The organism is Vibrio sp. B1REV9 (genome assembly GCF_905175395.2).
Taxonomy (GTDB): Bacteria; Pseudomonadota; Gammaproteobacteria; order Enterobacterales; family Vibrionaceae; genus Vibrio; species Vibrio alfacsensis.
Window position 1 is genome coordinate 204,540 of the sequence record NZ_HG992746.1, and the last position, 15,737, is coordinate 220,276.

Sequence of the window (15,737 nt, forward strand, 5' to 3'; positions counted from 1 at the left end):
TCCAATGACTAGCTCTGACGTTTGCTAATACAGCGGCTTTTGGCGTTGCTGTTTTTTTGTCGCGTGCTTAGTTTTATTATCAAGTCTGCGACGTTGTGAAGCGCGCGTTGGTTTTGTTTTTATGCGTGCTTTTTCTTGTCGGATGGCAAATTGGATTAGCGCTTGTAAGCGAATGAGCGCGTCTTCCTTGTTTTGCTCTTGTGTCCTGAACTGTTGTGCTTTAATAATGATCACGCCATCTTTGGTAATTCTGCTATCAGAAAGTGCAAGTAGACGCTCTTTATAGAATTCCGGCAGTGTGGAATGATGTATGTCAAAGCGCAAATGTATCGCAGACGATACCTTATTAACGTTTTGTCCACCATTTCCTTGAGCTCGGATAGGCGTTAATTGTATTTCCCAATCTTGAATTGTGACGGAGTTCGAGATTTTGAGCATAGGTACTAAGTGCCAATAAGGATTGTTGCGATGGCTGCTAAATTACCATCAGAACTGAATAAATAGAAGAATAGACATGAATACGATAGATTTTAGTCCCTATAAAGGCCTGATTTTTGATATGGATGGGACGTTAATTGATACCATGCCTGCACATTTGGCTGCATGGCATGCAACAGCAGAGCGTTTCAATTTTCCTTTTAATCAAAATTGGCTGCATAGTCTTGGCGGTATGCCAAGCTTTAGAATTGTTACCGAAGTCAATCGTGAACATGGACTGTCTCTTGATCCGAAAACGGTGTCACGTTACAAAATGGACACGTTCTCTGAAATGGAGCACCACGGAGAGATCATTCCTTGTACTGGCAATGTGTTAAATGAGTTTCTTGGCAGTAAAAAGATTGCAGTAGGTACGGGAAGCCAAAGAGATACGGCATTGCGTTTACTTGCTAAGGCTGGACTTTTACGTAAATTAGATGCTCTAGTGACAGCCAGTGATGTAGAAAACCATAAACCATCTCCTGATACCTTTTTAATGGCTGCTGAACAAATAGGCTTGAGTGCAGAGCAATGCGTCGTATTTGAAGATACTGAATTAGGTAAACAAGCGGCTAATGCAGCGGGTATGGATTGTATTATGGTTGAAAATGGAAAATTAGTGCTCTATCCACTGTAGACGTATTCATTACAATATCGTGAATTTTAAAATTATCAATAAAGTGTCGTGTGAATAATACGGCACTTTTTTTAATTTTATATTTGCTGCTTTTTATATTCGTAATTGTAAATAACGGTATATAAAAAGGGATAGTGCTTGATGTAAGAAGTTGACGTAATTTGGGTCTAGGATGGCTATCCTTACGCGTAAGATAGGCTAGATCACACTATTGCAAATAATTCTAAAAAAAATTCGATAGTAGTAAAGTATTAATAACGCTCGTTCGTTATAGTCTATATTCCTTTGTTCTTTCAAATTACAAGGAAGGTTGATGGTTACGAATAAAGTTTATGTTGTATCCACAGACACGGAGTGGTCGAATCTTGTTATTGCGGGTTTATCGCATTCATTTAAACAGTACTCATTTGTTATTAACAATAGCGTAAATAGCTTATGGAGTCTTCATAGCGATGACATCGTTATCTATGATAGACAAACGCTTGGAAACCCATCTATTCATTTAGTGTCGCCCATGTCTCGCAACGGTGGGTGGATTCTCGCTAACGCAACGCAAATCGATTCTGAAGGTGCGCAGGCATTGATATCTCTAGGGTGGTGCGGCATTCTGGAATCAGATTTTACCTTTGAACGATTACACAAAGCCGTAAGAATGGTCGCTTCTGGTCAGTTGTGGTTTAGTCGAGAAGACATGTCTCACTCTTTGAGAAATATTGTTCGTAATCAAATTCAAGGTTCATGCTCGATGGAAGTATTAGGCTTGAAGTACGAACTTTCTAGTAAAGAACAAAAAGTCTTTATGTACTTAGTACAGGGATTTTCTAATAAAGAAATTGCTGAGCAGCTTAATGTTAGCCTCAGTACAGTAAAAACACATGTATCACATATTTTATCAAAAACAGGAAAACAGAGTCGAGCACAGCTTAGTTCACTCATGATTGAGTAATATTTTTGATCTAGTTCAAACTTACTATTTAGATGTTCTTTCCTCATCCTTTTTTCCTCGCTTCTTTAGTCACCTGACTGATGGGCAAAAATGAAAATTCGCTTAAATTTAAAGCGTAGATTTTATTTAAGCTTTGGCTGAAGCCGATGGAACGAATGTAAAGGAGAACAATTATGAAACGTTTAGCAAGTATCGCAGCAATGGCAGTGCTATTTTCAGCAGGTGCAGTAGCAAATGATTGGACCGTAGGTTCTGATGATGGTCGTGCTGACTTTTATGTGAAATTTAAAGGCGAAGTTCCACAACGTTGTGAAATGGTAGCTGACAATAGTATGAAAGAGCTTACGTTTGACCTTGCTCAGGATAAAGATACTCACACTTTCAAATTTAAAGCATGGTGTAACTCGTACGGTAACAAAGGCACAATGTATGTTGACCCATTTGATTTCGTGAATTCAAATGGCGACGAAATCCCAATGAAGTACACCTTTAAAGGAACAACATCAACGAAGAAAAAAGGCGTATCTACAGTAGATGCCCGTATTGTTAAAGAAGTTAAGATTAGTAATAAGATTAATAAGAAAATGAACCGTGAACATACACTGACAATTGAATCTAACCCTCAAGCGGGCGCACGCTGGGGTGAATACAACGGTGCAATGTATGTATCACTATTCCACATGTAATCGTTAAAGGTATTGGGGAGAGCAGTCTCCCCAATCTGAGGTGCTGTATGAGAATCATGAGACTGCTCGTTATCTCCATTATCTTAATGCCAATCCAAGTGTTGCTTTTGAGCTTTTCCCAATGGTGCAAGGTGTTGATGATCTCGGCCGAGGTACTTCAACGTTTTTTAAAGTGACCAATACATCTTTGGTTCCTTTGCCACTAGAGATAACAACCAGCAAACGTAGTGTCCAATTTAATAATGAAGAGACTCTGCTTGAGACTGAGGACCTAATGGTTTTTCCACCTCAGATTTTAATTCCACCAGGCAAGTCCCAAACAATTAAAGTGCAATACATTGGTGCACCGAAGCAGTTCGCCGAGTCTTATCGTTTGATCGTGACGCAATTACCACTCAAATCCGAGTCAGAGAAAGATGCGATTCAAATGCTATTTCGAATTGGGGCATTGGTGTTTGTCTCACCTCAAAGCGCAAAAGATGACTTTACTAGTGTGGTGAAAACGAATAGCGACAATACGCCTGAATTATTAATCAGTAATACCGGAACAAGTATCATCGAGTTGAGTAAACACAGTTACTCAGTTGAATGGAATGGTCAAAAGAAAGTTTGGAATTGGGAGCAATTAGAATCGGTGCTTCCAATGCAGTATCTGGTTCCAAACCAGCAAGTGAAAGTCAACGCAGAGTCTCTTCTTACTCAATAACGTCACACCTTTCAATAACGTAGGTCGATTATGTGGCGGTCAGTATTTATTGTCATTACGATTTTATTCTCCATTTCGGCTTGGGGGAGTGTTTATAGACTCTCCCTTCCTTTGGTCTATGGAGAGACACAACTTGGAGACTTGCCAGTTGAAATTAATGGCATGTCACTGGTTGGCGTTTCTATCTCTGGATTGAATAGCGTATTAGGTGAACGAATCACCGCGAAGTGGTGGCAGGAAAATACGCCAAAAAATGGGGTGGACTTTGTCACTGTTGAAGCATTGAAGACGAAAGGGGTAGATATAACACTTAACCCTGAGTTATTGATCCTGCAAGCGAGCTTAGACTCTGAAATTATCAATGAAAGAAATATCAATTTATCATCAGGTTACCCGCTTTTTAAACCAACGGAAAGTGGCTATGTAAGTTGGTTAAATAGCTTTAATCTCACCTACAATCACTATTGGGAAGATGACAGTGAAAGTTGGAACTCCTCTTTAGATTGGCTATCTCAAGCAAATATCGGTGGAGCCGAGGGCGTAAATTTCCTTTTAGCGAATTACCTTGAAGCAACAGAAGAAAGTACAGAGTTTTATCGAGGTGAGTGGGTCGCTTTTCATGATCGACCAAATGTCCCGGTGCGCTTTTCTGCAGGGGATGTACTGAGCGGTGAATCCGGTCACCTGTATAGCTTGTCACTTGGTGGGATCTCAATAGGCAGTCGTTACTCTGACTTGCAACCCGATAGAGAAATTAGCCCTCAAAGTAGTCAACAATTGGTATTACTCGAGTCTGCTGAAGTTGAACTGTATGTCAACGGTGAAAGAGTTTCGGGAGGACGGTTAGATCCAGGGCGTTATAACTTACAAAACTTAATCTTAGATAACGGTGCCAATGATATTACTGTCGTGGTCAACTATGTCTCCGGTAAACAAGAAGTGCTGCAGTTTACCCAATTTTATAACGCCACATTATTAGAAAAAGGGCTTGTTGACTATTCAGTCTCCTTTGGTCGCCCGATTGAATATGGTGATCGAGCGGTTGGTTATGAGGATGCTTGGATCGGAACAGGGTACCTTGAGTACGGTCTGATCGACTGGTTAACCATTGGCGGCAACGGATTGGTTGCGGATGATGGTGTGGTGTTGGGTGCGTTGTCAACCGTTAGAACGCCAGTAGGAAATGTGACGGGCAGGTACTCGTGGAGTGGTGGCTCTGATTATGGCGATGGATGGATTGCCTCACTAGATTATGAGAACAGTATCATAGGCAGTGGTGACAGTCAGGCTCCTAACTTGAGACTTGCCATCGAGCGCTCCGATAATTTTAACAGTAAACCTTGGGGTGAATCCGAACCAGACAGTGATCATACTCAAATCCTAGCCAGTTACTTTTGGCAAATCACCAGTGAACTCGACTTATCTTTATCTGGCCGTTATGGGGTAACAGAAGAAGACAGTAGCGAAAAGCGTGGTACGGGACTATTCAATTGGCGTCGTGGGGGAATCACTATCGGTGTGGGCTCTGAATATGAAGAATCGTCTCAATATGAGAATGGTGACACGCGGTTTTTGTTTACGTTTGAATATAACTGGTATTCAACAGACAGCTCGAATCGTTTAGGTTTATCTTACAACAGCAAGGATGAGCGTAGTCGAGCCTATTTTAGTAATGAGGCAAATAACTACGTTGGGGATGTCGGTGTTCGAGTCGATGCAGAGAGGGACAAGAACATTGATAATCAACAAGCGCAAATGAGTTATACCGCGAGCAGATTAAGAACCGAAGTCGAAGTTTCTCGTAACAAGCTCCGTTCGAGTAATGATGAACAGTATCAAGGGTCGGTACGATTAGCGACCGCCGTTGGAATGGTTGATGGTCAGTGGGGCTGGGGAAGAGTGACCTCTGGGCCATTTGTTTTGGCAAATGTGCATTCAAGCCTGGAAGGAGCCACCGCGAACCTTGACGTAAACTCGGAGGGTAAAGCAACGGCGAATGCCACATCGCAGTTCAATGGTATTGTTTCTGTCTCTCAACCGTTTGTTCGTAACGCGATGGATTATAACGTTGAAGATGCGCCTTTGGGGTATGACTGGGGTACCGGTAAGATTGAGGTATCTCCAGGTTCAGCGACAGGGCATATTTTAAATATTGGGTCTGATGCATTTTATACGGCAACAGGATTTATTGAAGATGGCGATGGTGAACCTTTAGCCTATGTTCAAGGTCGAATGATTCTTGAGGAATTAGACGTCGCTTTCTTTACGAATAAGCAAGGACGTTTCTATATTCAAGGTGTTCGTCCTGGCACATATCGAATGGAAATTTCTCAGAGCGGAATACCAGCAATCAGCGTGACGATTCCTGCTTCTAAAGAGAGTTTGATTAATCTCGGAAAGTTATCTGTATTAGCTAAATAGCAAGGTGAAGATTCGAGCTTTGTTTAGGAATATAGATGGGGGAGATATGATGAAAAGTAGAATGAACATTTATGCCATTGCCTCAGTGATTTCAGCAATTGCATTGAGCTTTTCTGGCTTTGTGAATGCTGAACCAAACCCTGATAAGAGTTGTGATGGAACGTATAGCGTTGAGATCGACAATACGCCTCAAAAACCATTAGCGAGCAAGCCTAACGCTCTTTGGTTTCAAGGACATGTTACATTAGATAGAGATCTCATCACGTGTGTTCGGCATGTTGAGATCAGCGCGAAAAATGGCTGGCAGCATGTACTCAATGGGCCAAACGGAAAAGTCACTTCGACTGTGCTTAATGAACAAAAGAAAAGCTTAAATCGAAATGCGAGCGGTAATTTTGTTTTACCAGTTCGTGGTTCGCAAAGAGTGCCATTTTGGATTCATGTTCCTCAGGGAAAAGTCATGGATCCAGGTTTTTACAAAGGTGATTTTGAATTCATTGCTAATGGTGATCTCACCTCTGAACGTAATCATTTTCAATCATTAGATTACACTTTACCTGCATTTGTTCGAGCCCGCATAGAAGCGCCTAATAATGCCTGGATTTCTGTCTCGGGAACAAGCGTGTCGGTTGATATGGGCAATCTAACTAAACAGAACACACGCAAGATAGACGTTTATGTATTGAGTAACGCGACAGTTCGATTGGAAGTAGATTCAATAAACAATGGGCATTTGGTGAACACTCAAAAAGCGAGTCATAAAATTCCATACTCGACGTTTTTGCAAGGTCGAAAACTAGAGCTGGATACGCCGATGATACTAAATACACGAAAAGGTAAACAGACTCGATTCAATATGGCCTTTCAAAACCAAGCGGTGCCTGGTGCTGCTGCGGGCCAGTATGAAGATGAGATGACGATAAGTTTGATCGCCTACTAGGACCTGTACAACGGCAGTAAATCATTGCGCTATATAAGCTGACAACAAAAAACGCCGCAATTGATGCGGCGTTTTTCTTTGGACTTCTCAACGTTTATTGGATATCCAACAGTTCCACATCAAAGATCAGTACGCTTGCTGGTGGGATTGGGCCTGTGCCATTTTTTCCGTAGCCCAGTGTGCTTGGAACGAATAGACGAATTTTCTCGCCAACAACCATGTATTGCAGGCCTTCTTGCCAACCTTTAATCACTTGGTTTAAGCCAAAAGTGATTGGCTCACCGCGATTTACAGAGCTATCGAAAACTGTGCCATCGATCAGTGTGCCGTGGTAATGAACTTTCACTTTGCTCGTTGCCGTAGGGTGTACATCACCAGTCCCTTTTTCTAACACCAAGTATTGGAGACCGCTTTCTGTGGTGACTACGCCCTCTTTTTTACCGTTTTCTAGTAAGAATTGTTGGCCTTTTGAAAAGTTTTCATCTGCGACTTTGTGATTTGTCCAAGTACGGTAAATGAAAAAGCCCGCAAGAATAAAAATAATGATAGGAAACAGAAATTTAGACACAATTACTCCTTGTCTTATTTTGGTTGTGTTAGCAGATAATTAATGGTGTCTGCCATTGCTTCTACCGTGTCATGACCACCAGTAATCACTTGGTATTTACCGTTCACGATGAAAGCAGGTACCGAGTTGATTTGGCCTTTAGTCGTGATTTGTTCCGCTTTGTCGAGGTAATCGAATAACTTCGTTTGTTGATCTTTTTCTAGCTGGTATGGGCTTTTAAGATTACGTGAACTAAATGCGTTATTCACTGCGGCCAAACGCTCTTCTTCTGTCGCATCTGAACCCATTTGAACCGCGGCAAATAAGTCGGCCATAAATGCTTTATCTGGCGTGCCATCCAGTTGCATGACTGCTGTATAAAAAATAATCGCACTAACTTGAGCGCTTTCATTAAAGGTTACGTGCAGTTTCTCTACTTTTTGGTCAGTTAAAGATTCGATTTTAGGTACAAACTCTTCCATTGAACGACAATGGCCACAATTAAATGAGAAAGCTTCTGTAAGGGGAGCAACGTTGTACTCTTGAAGAGATACAGGCAAGACCTCGTATTGTTTACCTTGTTGTGGCTGAGAATTGCCGTTGTCACACGCAGACAGGGCGATAGTAGCGGCAATAAGGACACAACCTTTTAAAATGGATTTGAACATAAATAACGCTCTGAATATAAAGTTTATACCTAGTTTATCGGTTAACGTACCTAACGAAAACCTTTAAAAAGGCTTGTTACATTTAAGTAACCAAATAGAGGAAAGTTTAGACAACATATTAAGGCTTTAGAGTGATATTTCACCTAAGCTGACTTAGCTATGCTTAACTCATAGACAGTATGCTTTACATTAATTGGCATGATTAGTGCTTAAATCAGTACTTAAGTGACATTGTGTTGGCCGTTAGATCTAAAGTAATCACATGAGCGGCCGATACTAGTTTAGAGATTTAAGTAGTAATTTGGCTTACGTTGGTATTCTTATGAAGCATTGGTTATTGGTGATATGTGGTATTTTAGCGGGCTGTAGCAGCGTTCCCTCAGATATGGTTCCAGTAGGGGATATGTTAGACACCGCACCACGTTCTAGCTCAGAGTTGAGACACCCGGAATGGGGTTACGTAACCACGCCATATGTTCCATCCACAAAGCGAGTCGTAAATAGGCCAACCGCATCATCGGAGTCGACGCAAGGCATCACTTCGCTAGAAATGTTTTTAAGCAGAAATAACATTGCTTATGAATCGGTAAGAGGTGAGCATTTAATGATTCGTTTAAAAGAACAAATGCACTTTCAAACGGGATCGGCTCAATTGTCACCTCAATCTCAAGGTTGGCTAAGAAGCCTTGGCCATTATCTAGCTGGGCGAACCGATGTTGATGTTGTTATTGATGGGCATGCAGATAATACGGGTGATGCTAATTTTAACGATAACCTCTCAGAATATCGGGCAAAAGAGGTTGAAAAACAGCTTTTAGCAACGAACCTGCCGAAACAACGTATTTTTTCTCGAGGATTTGGTGAGCATATGCCGCAGTGCACGAATGCAACATCCACGGGCAAAGCCTGCAACCGCCGGGTGGAACTAACCTTGATAGTAGGTCAATAAGATTGAAAAAGAGGCACATTATGTGCCTCTTTACGTTTCATTGCTTTAATTGATAAGCGATTAGACTAACGAACAAGTAAACAGAACGATGGACTAAGCAAATTCTTTTTCGATGTAACCAATGATATCTGCTGATTCATACATCCACTGAACTTCACCGTCTTTTTCAATACGTAAACAAGGGACTTTGATTCGACCACCGCCTTGTTCTAGTGCTTCACGGTGGGTTGGGTCATTCTTAGCGTCTCGCAGCTCAATATTTACAGATTGTCGTTTCATAGCACGACGTACTTTGACACAGAACGGGCAGGCTTCGAATTGGTAAAGTGAATAGTGTTCAGCTTTTTTATCAATTAGTCTTTGTGCTTCTTCGGTGCGTTTGATGCCACGAGGTGAAAAAATGGCGTTGAGAAGTAATATTATCTTTCCCAAAGTCCAACGGATAAACTTCATAATGATCCCTTGATGTACTGTATGTGTCAGTGTGTCCTCAAATTGTAACGACTGGCGCGAGTTGTTACATTGTTGCTTCAGTCTATCAGTAGTTGTGTGTGAACAAAACCCTGATTTTTATAAGGAAAATAAGCGTTTAAACCAGCTAAGTAGGCTGACTTTCTTTGTTGGGTTTGCTTCTTTGCCCATATAAAAACTTTGCATCAATTCAGTTCTGAATGCATCGATATCCATGCGCTTAATGATGAGCTCATGATTCAATGTGGATTGTGTTTGCTCTGCATGATCATGCGCCAAACTATAATCCATGTGCAAGTAGCCCTGCGTGAACAACCATAAGTGTGTAATGAAAATTAAATCTTCAGCAGACTGGTTAGTAAACTTATCGGCATGTTCATTACCCAACGTTTCATTCAAGACTTGCTGCATCTGCTGAGTAGAAGATGCACTCTGCTCGTAGTTTGCGGTAGCTTCAATATGGGATTTAGTTAGTAAGCCCAATAAATGTAGAGCAGGGGCTTTCTCTGGCTTGTTTTCACATACACGGGCAAACAACGGAGTATGTTCTTTTGTCCAACGACGCCTTGCTGCTTGATGTTTCTTAACAAAAGCAATGTCCTTAACCCCCATTTGTTGGATAAGTTCACTAAGCGAAGTCATGACTTTTAAGTTCCTTAACGTTGATTTCAATATGTTGATCGTTAACATCAACAAATAGTGATGTCCCGGTTATCATCACGGACAAACTCGTGCCGCGATCGATGTGGTTTGAAATTTCATCAATCGCATCATAGTCAAAGCTTGAAACCGAAACAGGAAGTCCCGCGAATTTGGTCGAAAATTTATCCCACCAAACGGTTGCTTTGCTGTTGTATGCGTACACATGAACGTTTTTCGCAAGACGTGTGGCTTTTTTTACTCGCTCCGGGTCTGGTTCACCAATTTCAATCCAATCGCGAATGCTCTGATCGTGTTCGATGTGCCAAAGGTCAGGTTCTTCTATCGTCGAGAGACCTTTAGTGAATTCCAAATCACGTTGAGCATTAAGGCAAAATGCAAAAATACGCGCCAGCATACGTTGCAGTTTTTCGGATGGATGCTGAGCGATGGTTAGATTTTTAGAATCGTAGTAATCGTTGTTCATATCGGATATAGCAATCCGAAACTTATATATTGTTGGTTTAAGGGCCATAGAAATATCAGTAAATTGTAGGCAAAAAAATAGCCAGCTAGTAAGCCGGCTATCATATCAAATTCTTTAAAAATTAAAGTACTTTGATTTGCTCTGCTTGAGGACCTTTTTGGCCTTGAGAGATCACGAATTCTACTTTCTGACCTTCAACAAGCGTACGGAAACCGTCACCAGTGATTGCAGAGAAGTGAGCGAATACATCAGGACCGTTTTCTTGTTGGATGAAACCGAAGCCTTTAGTTTCGTTGAACCACTTAACTGTACCAGTAGCTGTGTTAGACATGTCTAATATCCTAAATATCTAATATTTGTGTAATCTTTCGCCTTTATCGGCGCTTATAGCGTGGAAAAATAAATTGCTATTGCGTACCACAGGACGGCGGAATCACAAGTAATCCAACGAAATGTGCAAACAAAGAACTTTCTTTCTAGCCGAGATTGAGTCTAGGTTAAATACAGTCAGAGTCAACTGATATTGCCAGCCAAAGAACAAATATTTGTATATTGTCACTTTTTAAGCCGTGTGCTTTAGATGAAATTGCAATTAAATGACGAGTTTGTGAATTATTCAAGTAAAAACTGTCCGTTTTTCAATGGTTTTGACTAGCATTTTCAGTTTGGTAGCTTGCTGGTAAGACCATTGTATAGAACGAGAAAATGAGTAGATATCGTCTCTTTATTTACGTGAACTAAGTAAGTGTTGAATGGATTTACCTTTAGTGAAACGCAGAATTTAGTGACTATTAAACGCCCAGTTTTAATTCTTATGACATAAATATACGCGAGGACTTATTATTTTTTGATGTATCAACAAGTCGTATCATAAATGTGAATTAATACAATTAAGAATGAACAATTCAATTTTGGTTTTAAGAAAATGGAAAGTTCCCAAAGGGCAAGTAGTCTTTCTTCGCATGCATTGTTGCCGATTATTTGACTTAGAATCGCTAGGACTTCAAATCGCGGCGCATCTTGTAAATCAAAATATTCTCGCAGAAACAAGCTGAGGTTGCTTAGGTGTCCAATCTCAACTTGGTCAAAAGTTGATCGAGTCCCCATCGCTTTGTTGCTCTATTGCTATACTCACATGAACTTGATGTTTTTGTTGTTGTTTTCACGAGTCAACGGCGCCAGGCCTAAGGAAAACCATGCGAACCCCAATGGCATTTTTACTGTGTGCACTGTTCTCTTGTTCGTCAATTGCAGAGAGTGCATTCGATATTGTGAAAAAATCGGACCTCGCGATGAGAGGCGAATCCAGTTATAGCGAATCAACCATGGAGATTGTGCGACCGAGTTGGACTCGTTCAATGAGCATGAAAAGTTGGACTAAAGGGACAGAACTGTCGTTAGTTTTGGTTACTGCACCGGCCAAAGATAAAGGGTCGGCTTCACTGAAACGCCACAGAGAAATGTGGAATTGGGTGCCTAGCATTGAACGGGTGATAAAAATAGCACCATCCATGCTCAGCCAATCTTGGATGGGCTCTGACTTCACCAATGATGACTTGATCAATCAGTCCTCTATTGTTGTGGATTATCAGCACTCGCTTATCGGTGAAGAGCCGTTTGATGGAAGTAGTATGTGGGTAATTGAAGCCGTAGCGAAGCCAGATGCCCCTGTTGTTTGGAGTAAGGTGACGCTTTGGATTTCGAAGTCTAATTATCTGCAAAGGAAAGTGCATTTTTATGATGAGTTCGATGAGCTCGTTAATGAACTGACGACATACGACGTAAAAATACTGGGTGGCAGGGCATTGGCAACTCGGATGGAGATGTACCCATTGGATGAGCCAGGAAATAAAACGGTACTAACAACGCATGAGGCAGAGTTTGATTTTGATATTGAGGACCGTTTTTTTTCGTCAGCAGCAAATGCAGGCACTACGCGATTAAACTCAGTTTTTCAGTTTGCCAACAGCAGGGCTGATAGGAGGAATAACGATGCTGATGACATTGGCTTGGCGGAATTTATGGCGTCAGAAACGTCGTACGTTGCTGACCGCTTCTGCTTTGGCATTGGTCTTGTTCCTCTCTTTGGTTACTCGCTCTTTTCAAGAGGGCAGTTATACGGCCAACATAAAAAACGCAGCCAAGTTTTATAGTGGACTAATCCAACTTCAGCATCCTGATTTTGATGAGTCTTCAAGTATTGATGACGTATTACCGCAAAGTGATGCGTTTATATCCCATGCGCGAAGTAACGCCAATATTGATAATGTTCTGCCGCGGATCGAGTCATTCGCGTTGGCGGCAAAAAGTGAGCGTTCAAAAGGCGTCATGGTGCTGGGTGTCGATCCTGGCGCAGAAGACCATTACTCCCAAATCAGCAGTAAAATCATTAAAGGCAACTTTATTGTTAGGGGAAAGCCATCGGTAGTCATAGGAAGTGGTTTAGCTCAATATTTGCAACTCGATGTGGGTGATGAACTGATACTTTATGGGGTTGGATATCACGGGCAAACTGCGGCAGGCTTGTATCTTGTCGCAGGCGTTATGAAATTTCCATTGCAGCAGCTGGATGCTCAGTTGGTGTACATGCCAATTGATATCGCCCAACAGCTATATTCTCTCGATAATCAAGTGACCGCGTGGGTACTCAATGCGGAGAGTTTACGAACACTGCCAGAAACGGTATATCAATTGCAGCGCAGTTATGGGGAGGGTGTTGCGGTTAGAGATTGGCAAGATTTGTCTCCGGAAATGGCGCAGCAAATCGCCTTAGATAAAGCGGGCGGTATTTTCCTAATATATATTTTGTATGGCATGGTCGGTTTTGGTTTGTTTGCGACCATTCTTATGACGACGCTGGAGCGCCAAAGAGAATTTGCCGTTATGTTGGCAACAGGCATGTTGAGATCGAAATTGGTCACGTTATTGGCGATTGAATCTCTGTTGATATCCATCATTGGAATCGTGTTAGGCGTCGCATTAAGTATTCCTGTCTTAAGTTACTTCTATTTCCATCCTATTGAGATCACGGGTGATGCGGCAAAATTGATGCTGGAGAGTGGTTTTGATCCTATCGTTCCGGTCTCTGTTGACCCAGTGTTATTGTTGGATCAAATACTCGTCGTTTTATTCATTATGATGTTGTGTCTGCTTTACCCCATTTCACGGCTGCTTCGTTTGCCTATCGTTGATGGGTTAAAAGGAGGAATGCATGCTGGTTAAACTCGCTTGGCGAAACTTATGGCGAAATAAATTGCGCACGTCAATCATGCTTGGGGCGATGGTCTTTGGTTTGGTTGGGGTGGTTGTAATGATGGGTTTCATGAACGGCCTAGTTGACAGCATGATTAAAAACGCCATTGCATGGCAAACCAGTTATTTGCAAGTTCATCAAAAACGTTTTTGGTTAACCCGGAGATAAAAGCGGTGATTCCAAACGCAAGTGAATTATCTGATGATCTTATTGTTCAGCCGGGCGTCGCCGCAGTGTCAGCACGGTTTTTAGCTGACGGAATGATTGCATCGGCACGAAGTTCTAGGGGGGTAAGAATTAATGGCATCAACCTTTCTCAAGAGCAACGAATTACGCCGTTAGTTGATCATATTACGGATGGTGAATGGCTAAATGAAGAGGGGCGTAATCCTATTTTAGTCTCTCAAAAAATCATGGACCGCCTTAAGCTAAAAGTAGGGTCAAAAGTGGTGATCACCTTATCTGATATTCATGGTGACGTAACGGGCGCAGCATTTCGTGTTCGCGGTGTATTCAGTACCCCATCAACGGTTTTTGATGAGGGAAATGTGTATGTTCGAAAAGGGGATTTGGAAAAACTTGCGGGCATCAAAGGGGCACATGAAATCGCGATGCTTCTCACTACAAACGATAGTGATTCCCTAGATATAGCGAAAGTCTTTGTTGAAGACGCGCTCCCATCTCAGCATTCCAATACTCTTATTGTAAGAACATGGCCAGAAATACAACCCTTGTTATCCACCATGATGGATGCCATGAAAGTGTCAAACCAGATCACGCTGGTGGTTTTTGTCCTCGCGATGACGTTGGGCATCATCAATATTATGTTGATGTCAGTGTTCGAGCGTACTCGTGAATTTGGCGTTTTAATGGCCGTCGGAATGCAAAAACACAAAATAAGGATGTTGATTGTTTTAGAAACGTTGCTGCTGGGACTCACCGGTTGTGCGTTAGGGTTACTTTGCAGTGTTGTGTTACTCAACGTGTTAGGCGTTACGGGGCTGTCATTAGGTGGTCTTGCTGATGGTCTTGGTATGTATGGTGTGGATACGTTACTTTACCCGCGAGTCTCTCTTTCAGAATATCAGATGATTTTTCTGGCGATCATCGTGGCGAGCCTGCTCGCGGCATTGTACCCAGCGCAACAAATATTAAAGCATCAACCCGTAGACGCCATGGCGGAGAAAATCTGATGACAATAAAGTTAGAAAAATTAACCAAAACCTATAATCCAGACAGTGATTTTCCCGTTCATGCTGTTAAGTCCGTCGATCTAGAAATCAAACAAGGGGAATTTGTCGCTATTATGGGGCCATCAGGCTCAGGCAAAACGACCTTACTCAACATGATTGGTGGCATTGATGTTCCAAGCTCTGGAAGTGTAGAGATAGATGGCTGCCTTGTCTCTGATATGTCAGAGAAAGAACTCATAGCCTACCGGCGTGACAACATCGGCTTTATCTTTCAAGACTACAGCTTGTTGCCTGTATTGACGGCATTAGAAAACGTTGAGTTTGTCATGCAGTTACAGGGTAAAACGGAAAGAGAGTGTTACGATCGTGCTAGTTCATTATTGGAGCAAGTTGGGCTTTCTGCGCAGATGAATAAAGTGCCAGGAAAAATGTCCGGAGGGCAACAACAAAGAGTCGCTGTTGCTCGGGCTCTTGCACCAAAGCCTCGCTTTGTCATGGCGGATGAGCCGACGGCAAACTTGGATGCTAAAAGTACGACAGAGCTACTCGATATTATGGAGCGGCTCAGTGAACAGGAAGGGACTACTTTCATTTTCTCTACTCATGATACGAGAGTTATCAAGCGCGCTCATCGTATTATCGTTTTCGAGGATGGACGATTAGTGAGGGACTTCGCGAATATTGACAGCACTTTTGAAAAAAACCATGCCTAGCCCA

At 42.0% G+C, this 15,737-nt stretch carries 16 protein-coding genes and 2 pseudogenes; 11 read left to right on the forward strand and 7 right to left on the reverse strand.

Annotation, left to right across the window (positions count from 1 at the left end):
- Positions 1 to 24: 24 nt before the first annotated feature.
- Positions 25 to 438 (reverse strand): alternative ribosome rescue aminoacyl-tRNA hydrolase ArfB, encoded by a 414-nt coding sequence (gene arfB, locus KHN78_RS15090; RefSeq protein ID WP_211916835.1) that lies wholly within the window; start codon positions 436 to 438, stop codon positions 25 to 27.
- 76 nt (positions 439 to 514) lie between these two features.
- Between arfB and KHN78_RS15095 the strand changes: the two genes are divergently transcribed.
- From KHN78_RS15095 to KHN78_RS15120, 6 genes are all read left to right on the forward strand, one after another.
- A complete protein-coding gene (locus KHN78_RS15095; protein ID WP_211916837.1) occupies positions 515 to 1,114 on the forward strand; it encodes a beta-phosphoglucomutase family hydrolase in 600 nt (199 codons plus the stop codon).
- Between the two features lie 313 nt (positions 1,115 to 1,427).
- On the forward strand, positions 1,428 to 2,060 hold the full coding sequence (locus KHN78_RS15100; RefSeq protein ID WP_128813106.1) for a helix-turn-helix transcriptional regulator: 633 nt from the start codon (positions 1,428 to 1,430) through the stop codon (positions 2,058 to 2,060).
- A gap of 173 nt (positions 2,061 to 2,233) precedes the next feature.
- Entirely contained in the window at positions 2,234 to 2,746 is a 513-nt protein-coding gene (locus tag KHN78_RS15105; protein WP_211916839.1) for a hypothetical protein, read from the forward strand.
- A gap of 121 nt (positions 2,747 to 2,867) precedes the next feature.
- Entirely contained in the window at positions 2,868 to 3,452 is a 585-nt protein-coding gene (locus KHN78_RS15110) for a fimbria/pilus periplasmic chaperone (RefSeq protein ID WP_211916841.1), read from the forward strand.
- 30 nt (positions 3,453 to 3,482) lie between these two features.
- Entirely contained in the window at positions 3,483 to 5,873 is a 2,391-nt protein-coding gene (locus tag KHN78_RS15115) for a pilus assembly protein PapC (protein WP_211916843.1), read from the forward strand.
- 46 nt (positions 5,874 to 5,919) lie between these two features.
- Positions 5,920 to 6,813 (forward strand): hypothetical protein, encoded by an 894-nt coding sequence (locus KHN78_RS15120; protein ID WP_223917808.1) that lies wholly within the window; start codon positions 5,920 to 5,922, stop codon positions 6,811 to 6,813.
- Positions 6,814 to 6,907: 94 nt separating this feature from the next.
- On the opposite strand, the gene KHN78_RS15125 is transcribed toward KHN78_RS15120, so the two are convergent.
- Entirely contained in the window at positions 6,908 to 7,381 is a 474-nt protein-coding gene (locus KHN78_RS15125; RefSeq protein WP_211916845.1) for an FKBP-type peptidyl-prolyl cis-trans isomerase, read from the reverse strand.
- Between the two features lie 14 nt (positions 7,382 to 7,395).
- Complete coding sequence (locus tag KHN78_RS15130; RefSeq protein WP_211916847.1) at positions 7,396 to 8,028, reverse strand: thiol:disulfide interchange protein DsbA/DsbL; 633 nt, start codon at positions 8,026 to 8,028, stop codon at positions 7,396 to 7,398.
- Between the two features lie 322 nt (positions 8,029 to 8,350).
- On the opposite strand from KHN78_RS15130, the gene KHN78_RS15135 reads away from it, so the two are divergent.
- Positions 8,351 to 8,977, forward strand: coding sequence for an OmpA family protein (locus KHN78_RS15135; RefSeq protein ID WP_128813099.1), 627 nt, complete (start codon positions 8,351 to 8,353; stop codon positions 8,975 to 8,977).
- Between the two features lie 93 nt (positions 8,978 to 9,070).
- On the opposite strand, the gene KHN78_RS15140 is transcribed toward KHN78_RS15135, so the two are convergent.
- The 4 genes from KHN78_RS15140 to KHN78_RS15155 all read right to left on the reverse strand — a co-directional run bounded on the left by KHN78_RS15140 (position 9,071) and on the right by KHN78_RS15155 (position 10,905).
- On the reverse strand, positions 9,071 to 9,430 hold the full coding sequence (locus KHN78_RS15140; RefSeq protein WP_128813098.1) for a glutaredoxin family protein: 360 nt from the start codon (positions 9,428 to 9,430) through the stop codon (positions 9,071 to 9,073).
- A gap of 117 nt (positions 9,431 to 9,547) precedes the next feature.
- Positions 9,548 to 10,090, reverse strand: coding sequence for a hypothetical protein (locus tag KHN78_RS15145; protein ID WP_211916849.1), 543 nt, complete (start codon positions 10,088 to 10,090; stop codon positions 9,548 to 9,550).
- A complete protein-coding gene (locus tag KHN78_RS15150) occupies positions 10,077 to 10,622 on the reverse strand; it encodes a YaeQ family protein (RefSeq protein ID WP_128813096.1) in 546 nt (181 codons plus the stop codon). Before KHN78_RS15150 ends, KHN78_RS15145 begins: the two co-directional genes overlap by 14 nt.
- Before the next feature lie 73 nt (positions 10,623 to 10,695).
- Complete coding sequence (locus tag KHN78_RS15155) at positions 10,696 to 10,905, reverse strand: cold-shock protein (protein WP_005375625.1); 210 nt, start codon at positions 10,903 to 10,905, stop codon at positions 10,696 to 10,698.
- A gap of 865 nt (positions 10,906 to 11,770) precedes the next feature.
- Between KHN78_RS15155 and KHN78_RS15160 the strand changes: the two are divergent.
- From KHN78_RS15160 to KHN78_RS15175, 4 genes and pseudogenes are all read left to right on the forward strand, one after another.
- Positions 11,771 to 12,518: pseudogene (locus KHN78_RS15160) on the forward strand (outer membrane lipoprotein-sorting protein).
- A 48-nt stretch (positions 12,519 to 12,566) separates the two neighbouring features.
- On the forward strand, positions 12,567 to 13,796 hold the full coding sequence (locus KHN78_RS15165; protein WP_211916851.1) for an ABC transporter permease: 1,230 nt from the start codon (positions 12,567 to 12,569) through the stop codon (positions 13,794 to 13,796).
- A pseudogene (locus KHN78_RS15170) lies at positions 13,786 to 15,020 on the forward strand (ABC transporter permease). Before KHN78_RS15165 ends, KHN78_RS15170 begins: the two are co-directional and overlap by 11 nt.
- The gene (locus KHN78_RS15175) at positions 15,020 to 15,733 is read left to right on the forward strand and encodes an ABC transporter ATP-binding protein (RefSeq protein ID WP_128813093.1); all 714 of its coding nucleotides are present in this window, start codon (positions 15,020 to 15,022) and stop codon (positions 15,731 to 15,733) included. Before KHN78_RS15170 ends, KHN78_RS15175 begins: the two are co-directional and overlap by 1 nt.
- Positions 15,734 to 15,737 lie beyond the last annotated feature (4 nt).

Bases quoted from the DNA above. Each gene is read 5' to 3' on its own strand.
- KHN78_RS15135 (WP_128813099.1), top strand. From the start codon at position 8,351: ATGAAGCATTGGTTATTGGTGATATGTGGTATTTTAGCGGGCTGTAGC.
- KHN78_RS15105 (WP_211916839.1), top strand. From the start codon at position 2,234: ATGAAACGTTTAGCAAGTATCGCAGCAATGGCAGTGCTATTTTCAGCA.
- KHN78_RS15140 (WP_128813098.1), bottom strand. From the start codon at position 9,430: ATGAAGTTTATCCGTTGGACTTTGGGAAAGATAATATTACTTCTCAAC.
- KHN78_RS15110 (WP_211916841.1), top strand. From the start codon at position 2,868: ATGGTGCAAGGTGTTGATGATCTCGGCCGAGGTACTTCAACGTTTTTT.
- KHN78_RS15100 (WP_128813106.1), top strand. From the start codon at position 1,428: ATGGTTACGAATAAAGTTTATGTTGTATCCACAGACACGGAGTGGTCG.
- KHN78_RS15095 (WP_211916837.1), top strand. From the start codon at position 515: ATGAATACGATAGATTTTAGTCCCTATAAAGGCCTGATTTTTGATATG.
- KHN78_RS15145 (WP_211916849.1), bottom strand. From the start codon at position 10,090: ATGACTTCGCTTAGTGAACTTATCCAACAAATGGGGGTTAAGGACATT.
- KHN78_RS15150 (WP_128813096.1), bottom strand. From the start codon at position 10,622: ATGGCCCTTAAACCAACAATATATAAGTTTCGGATTGCTATATCCGAT.
- KHN78_RS15130 (WP_211916847.1), bottom strand. From the start codon at position 8,028: ATGTTCAAATCCATTTTAAAAGGTTGTGTCCTTATTGCCGCTACTATC.
- KHN78_RS15155 (WP_005375625.1), bottom strand. From the start codon at position 10,905: ATGTCTAACACAGCTACTGGTACAGTTAAGTGGTTCAACGAAACTAAA.
- KHN78_RS15175 (WP_128813093.1), top strand. From the start codon at position 15,020: ATGACAATAAAGTTAGAAAAATTAACCAAAACCTATAATCCAGACAGT.
- KHN78_RS15165 (WP_211916851.1), top strand. From the start codon at position 12,567: ATGCTGATGACATTGGCTTGGCGGAATTTATGGCGTCAGAAACGTCGT.
- KHN78_RS15115 (WP_211916843.1), top strand. From the start codon at position 3,483: ATGTGGCGGTCAGTATTTATTGTCATTACGATTTTATTCTCCATTTCG.
- KHN78_RS15120 (WP_223917808.1), top strand. From the start codon at position 5,920: ATGATGAAAAGTAGAATGAACATTTATGCCATTGCCTCAGTGATTTCA.
- arfB (WP_211916835.1), bottom strand. From the start codon at position 438: ATGCTCAAAATCTCGAACTCCGTCACAATTCAAGATTGGGAAATACAA.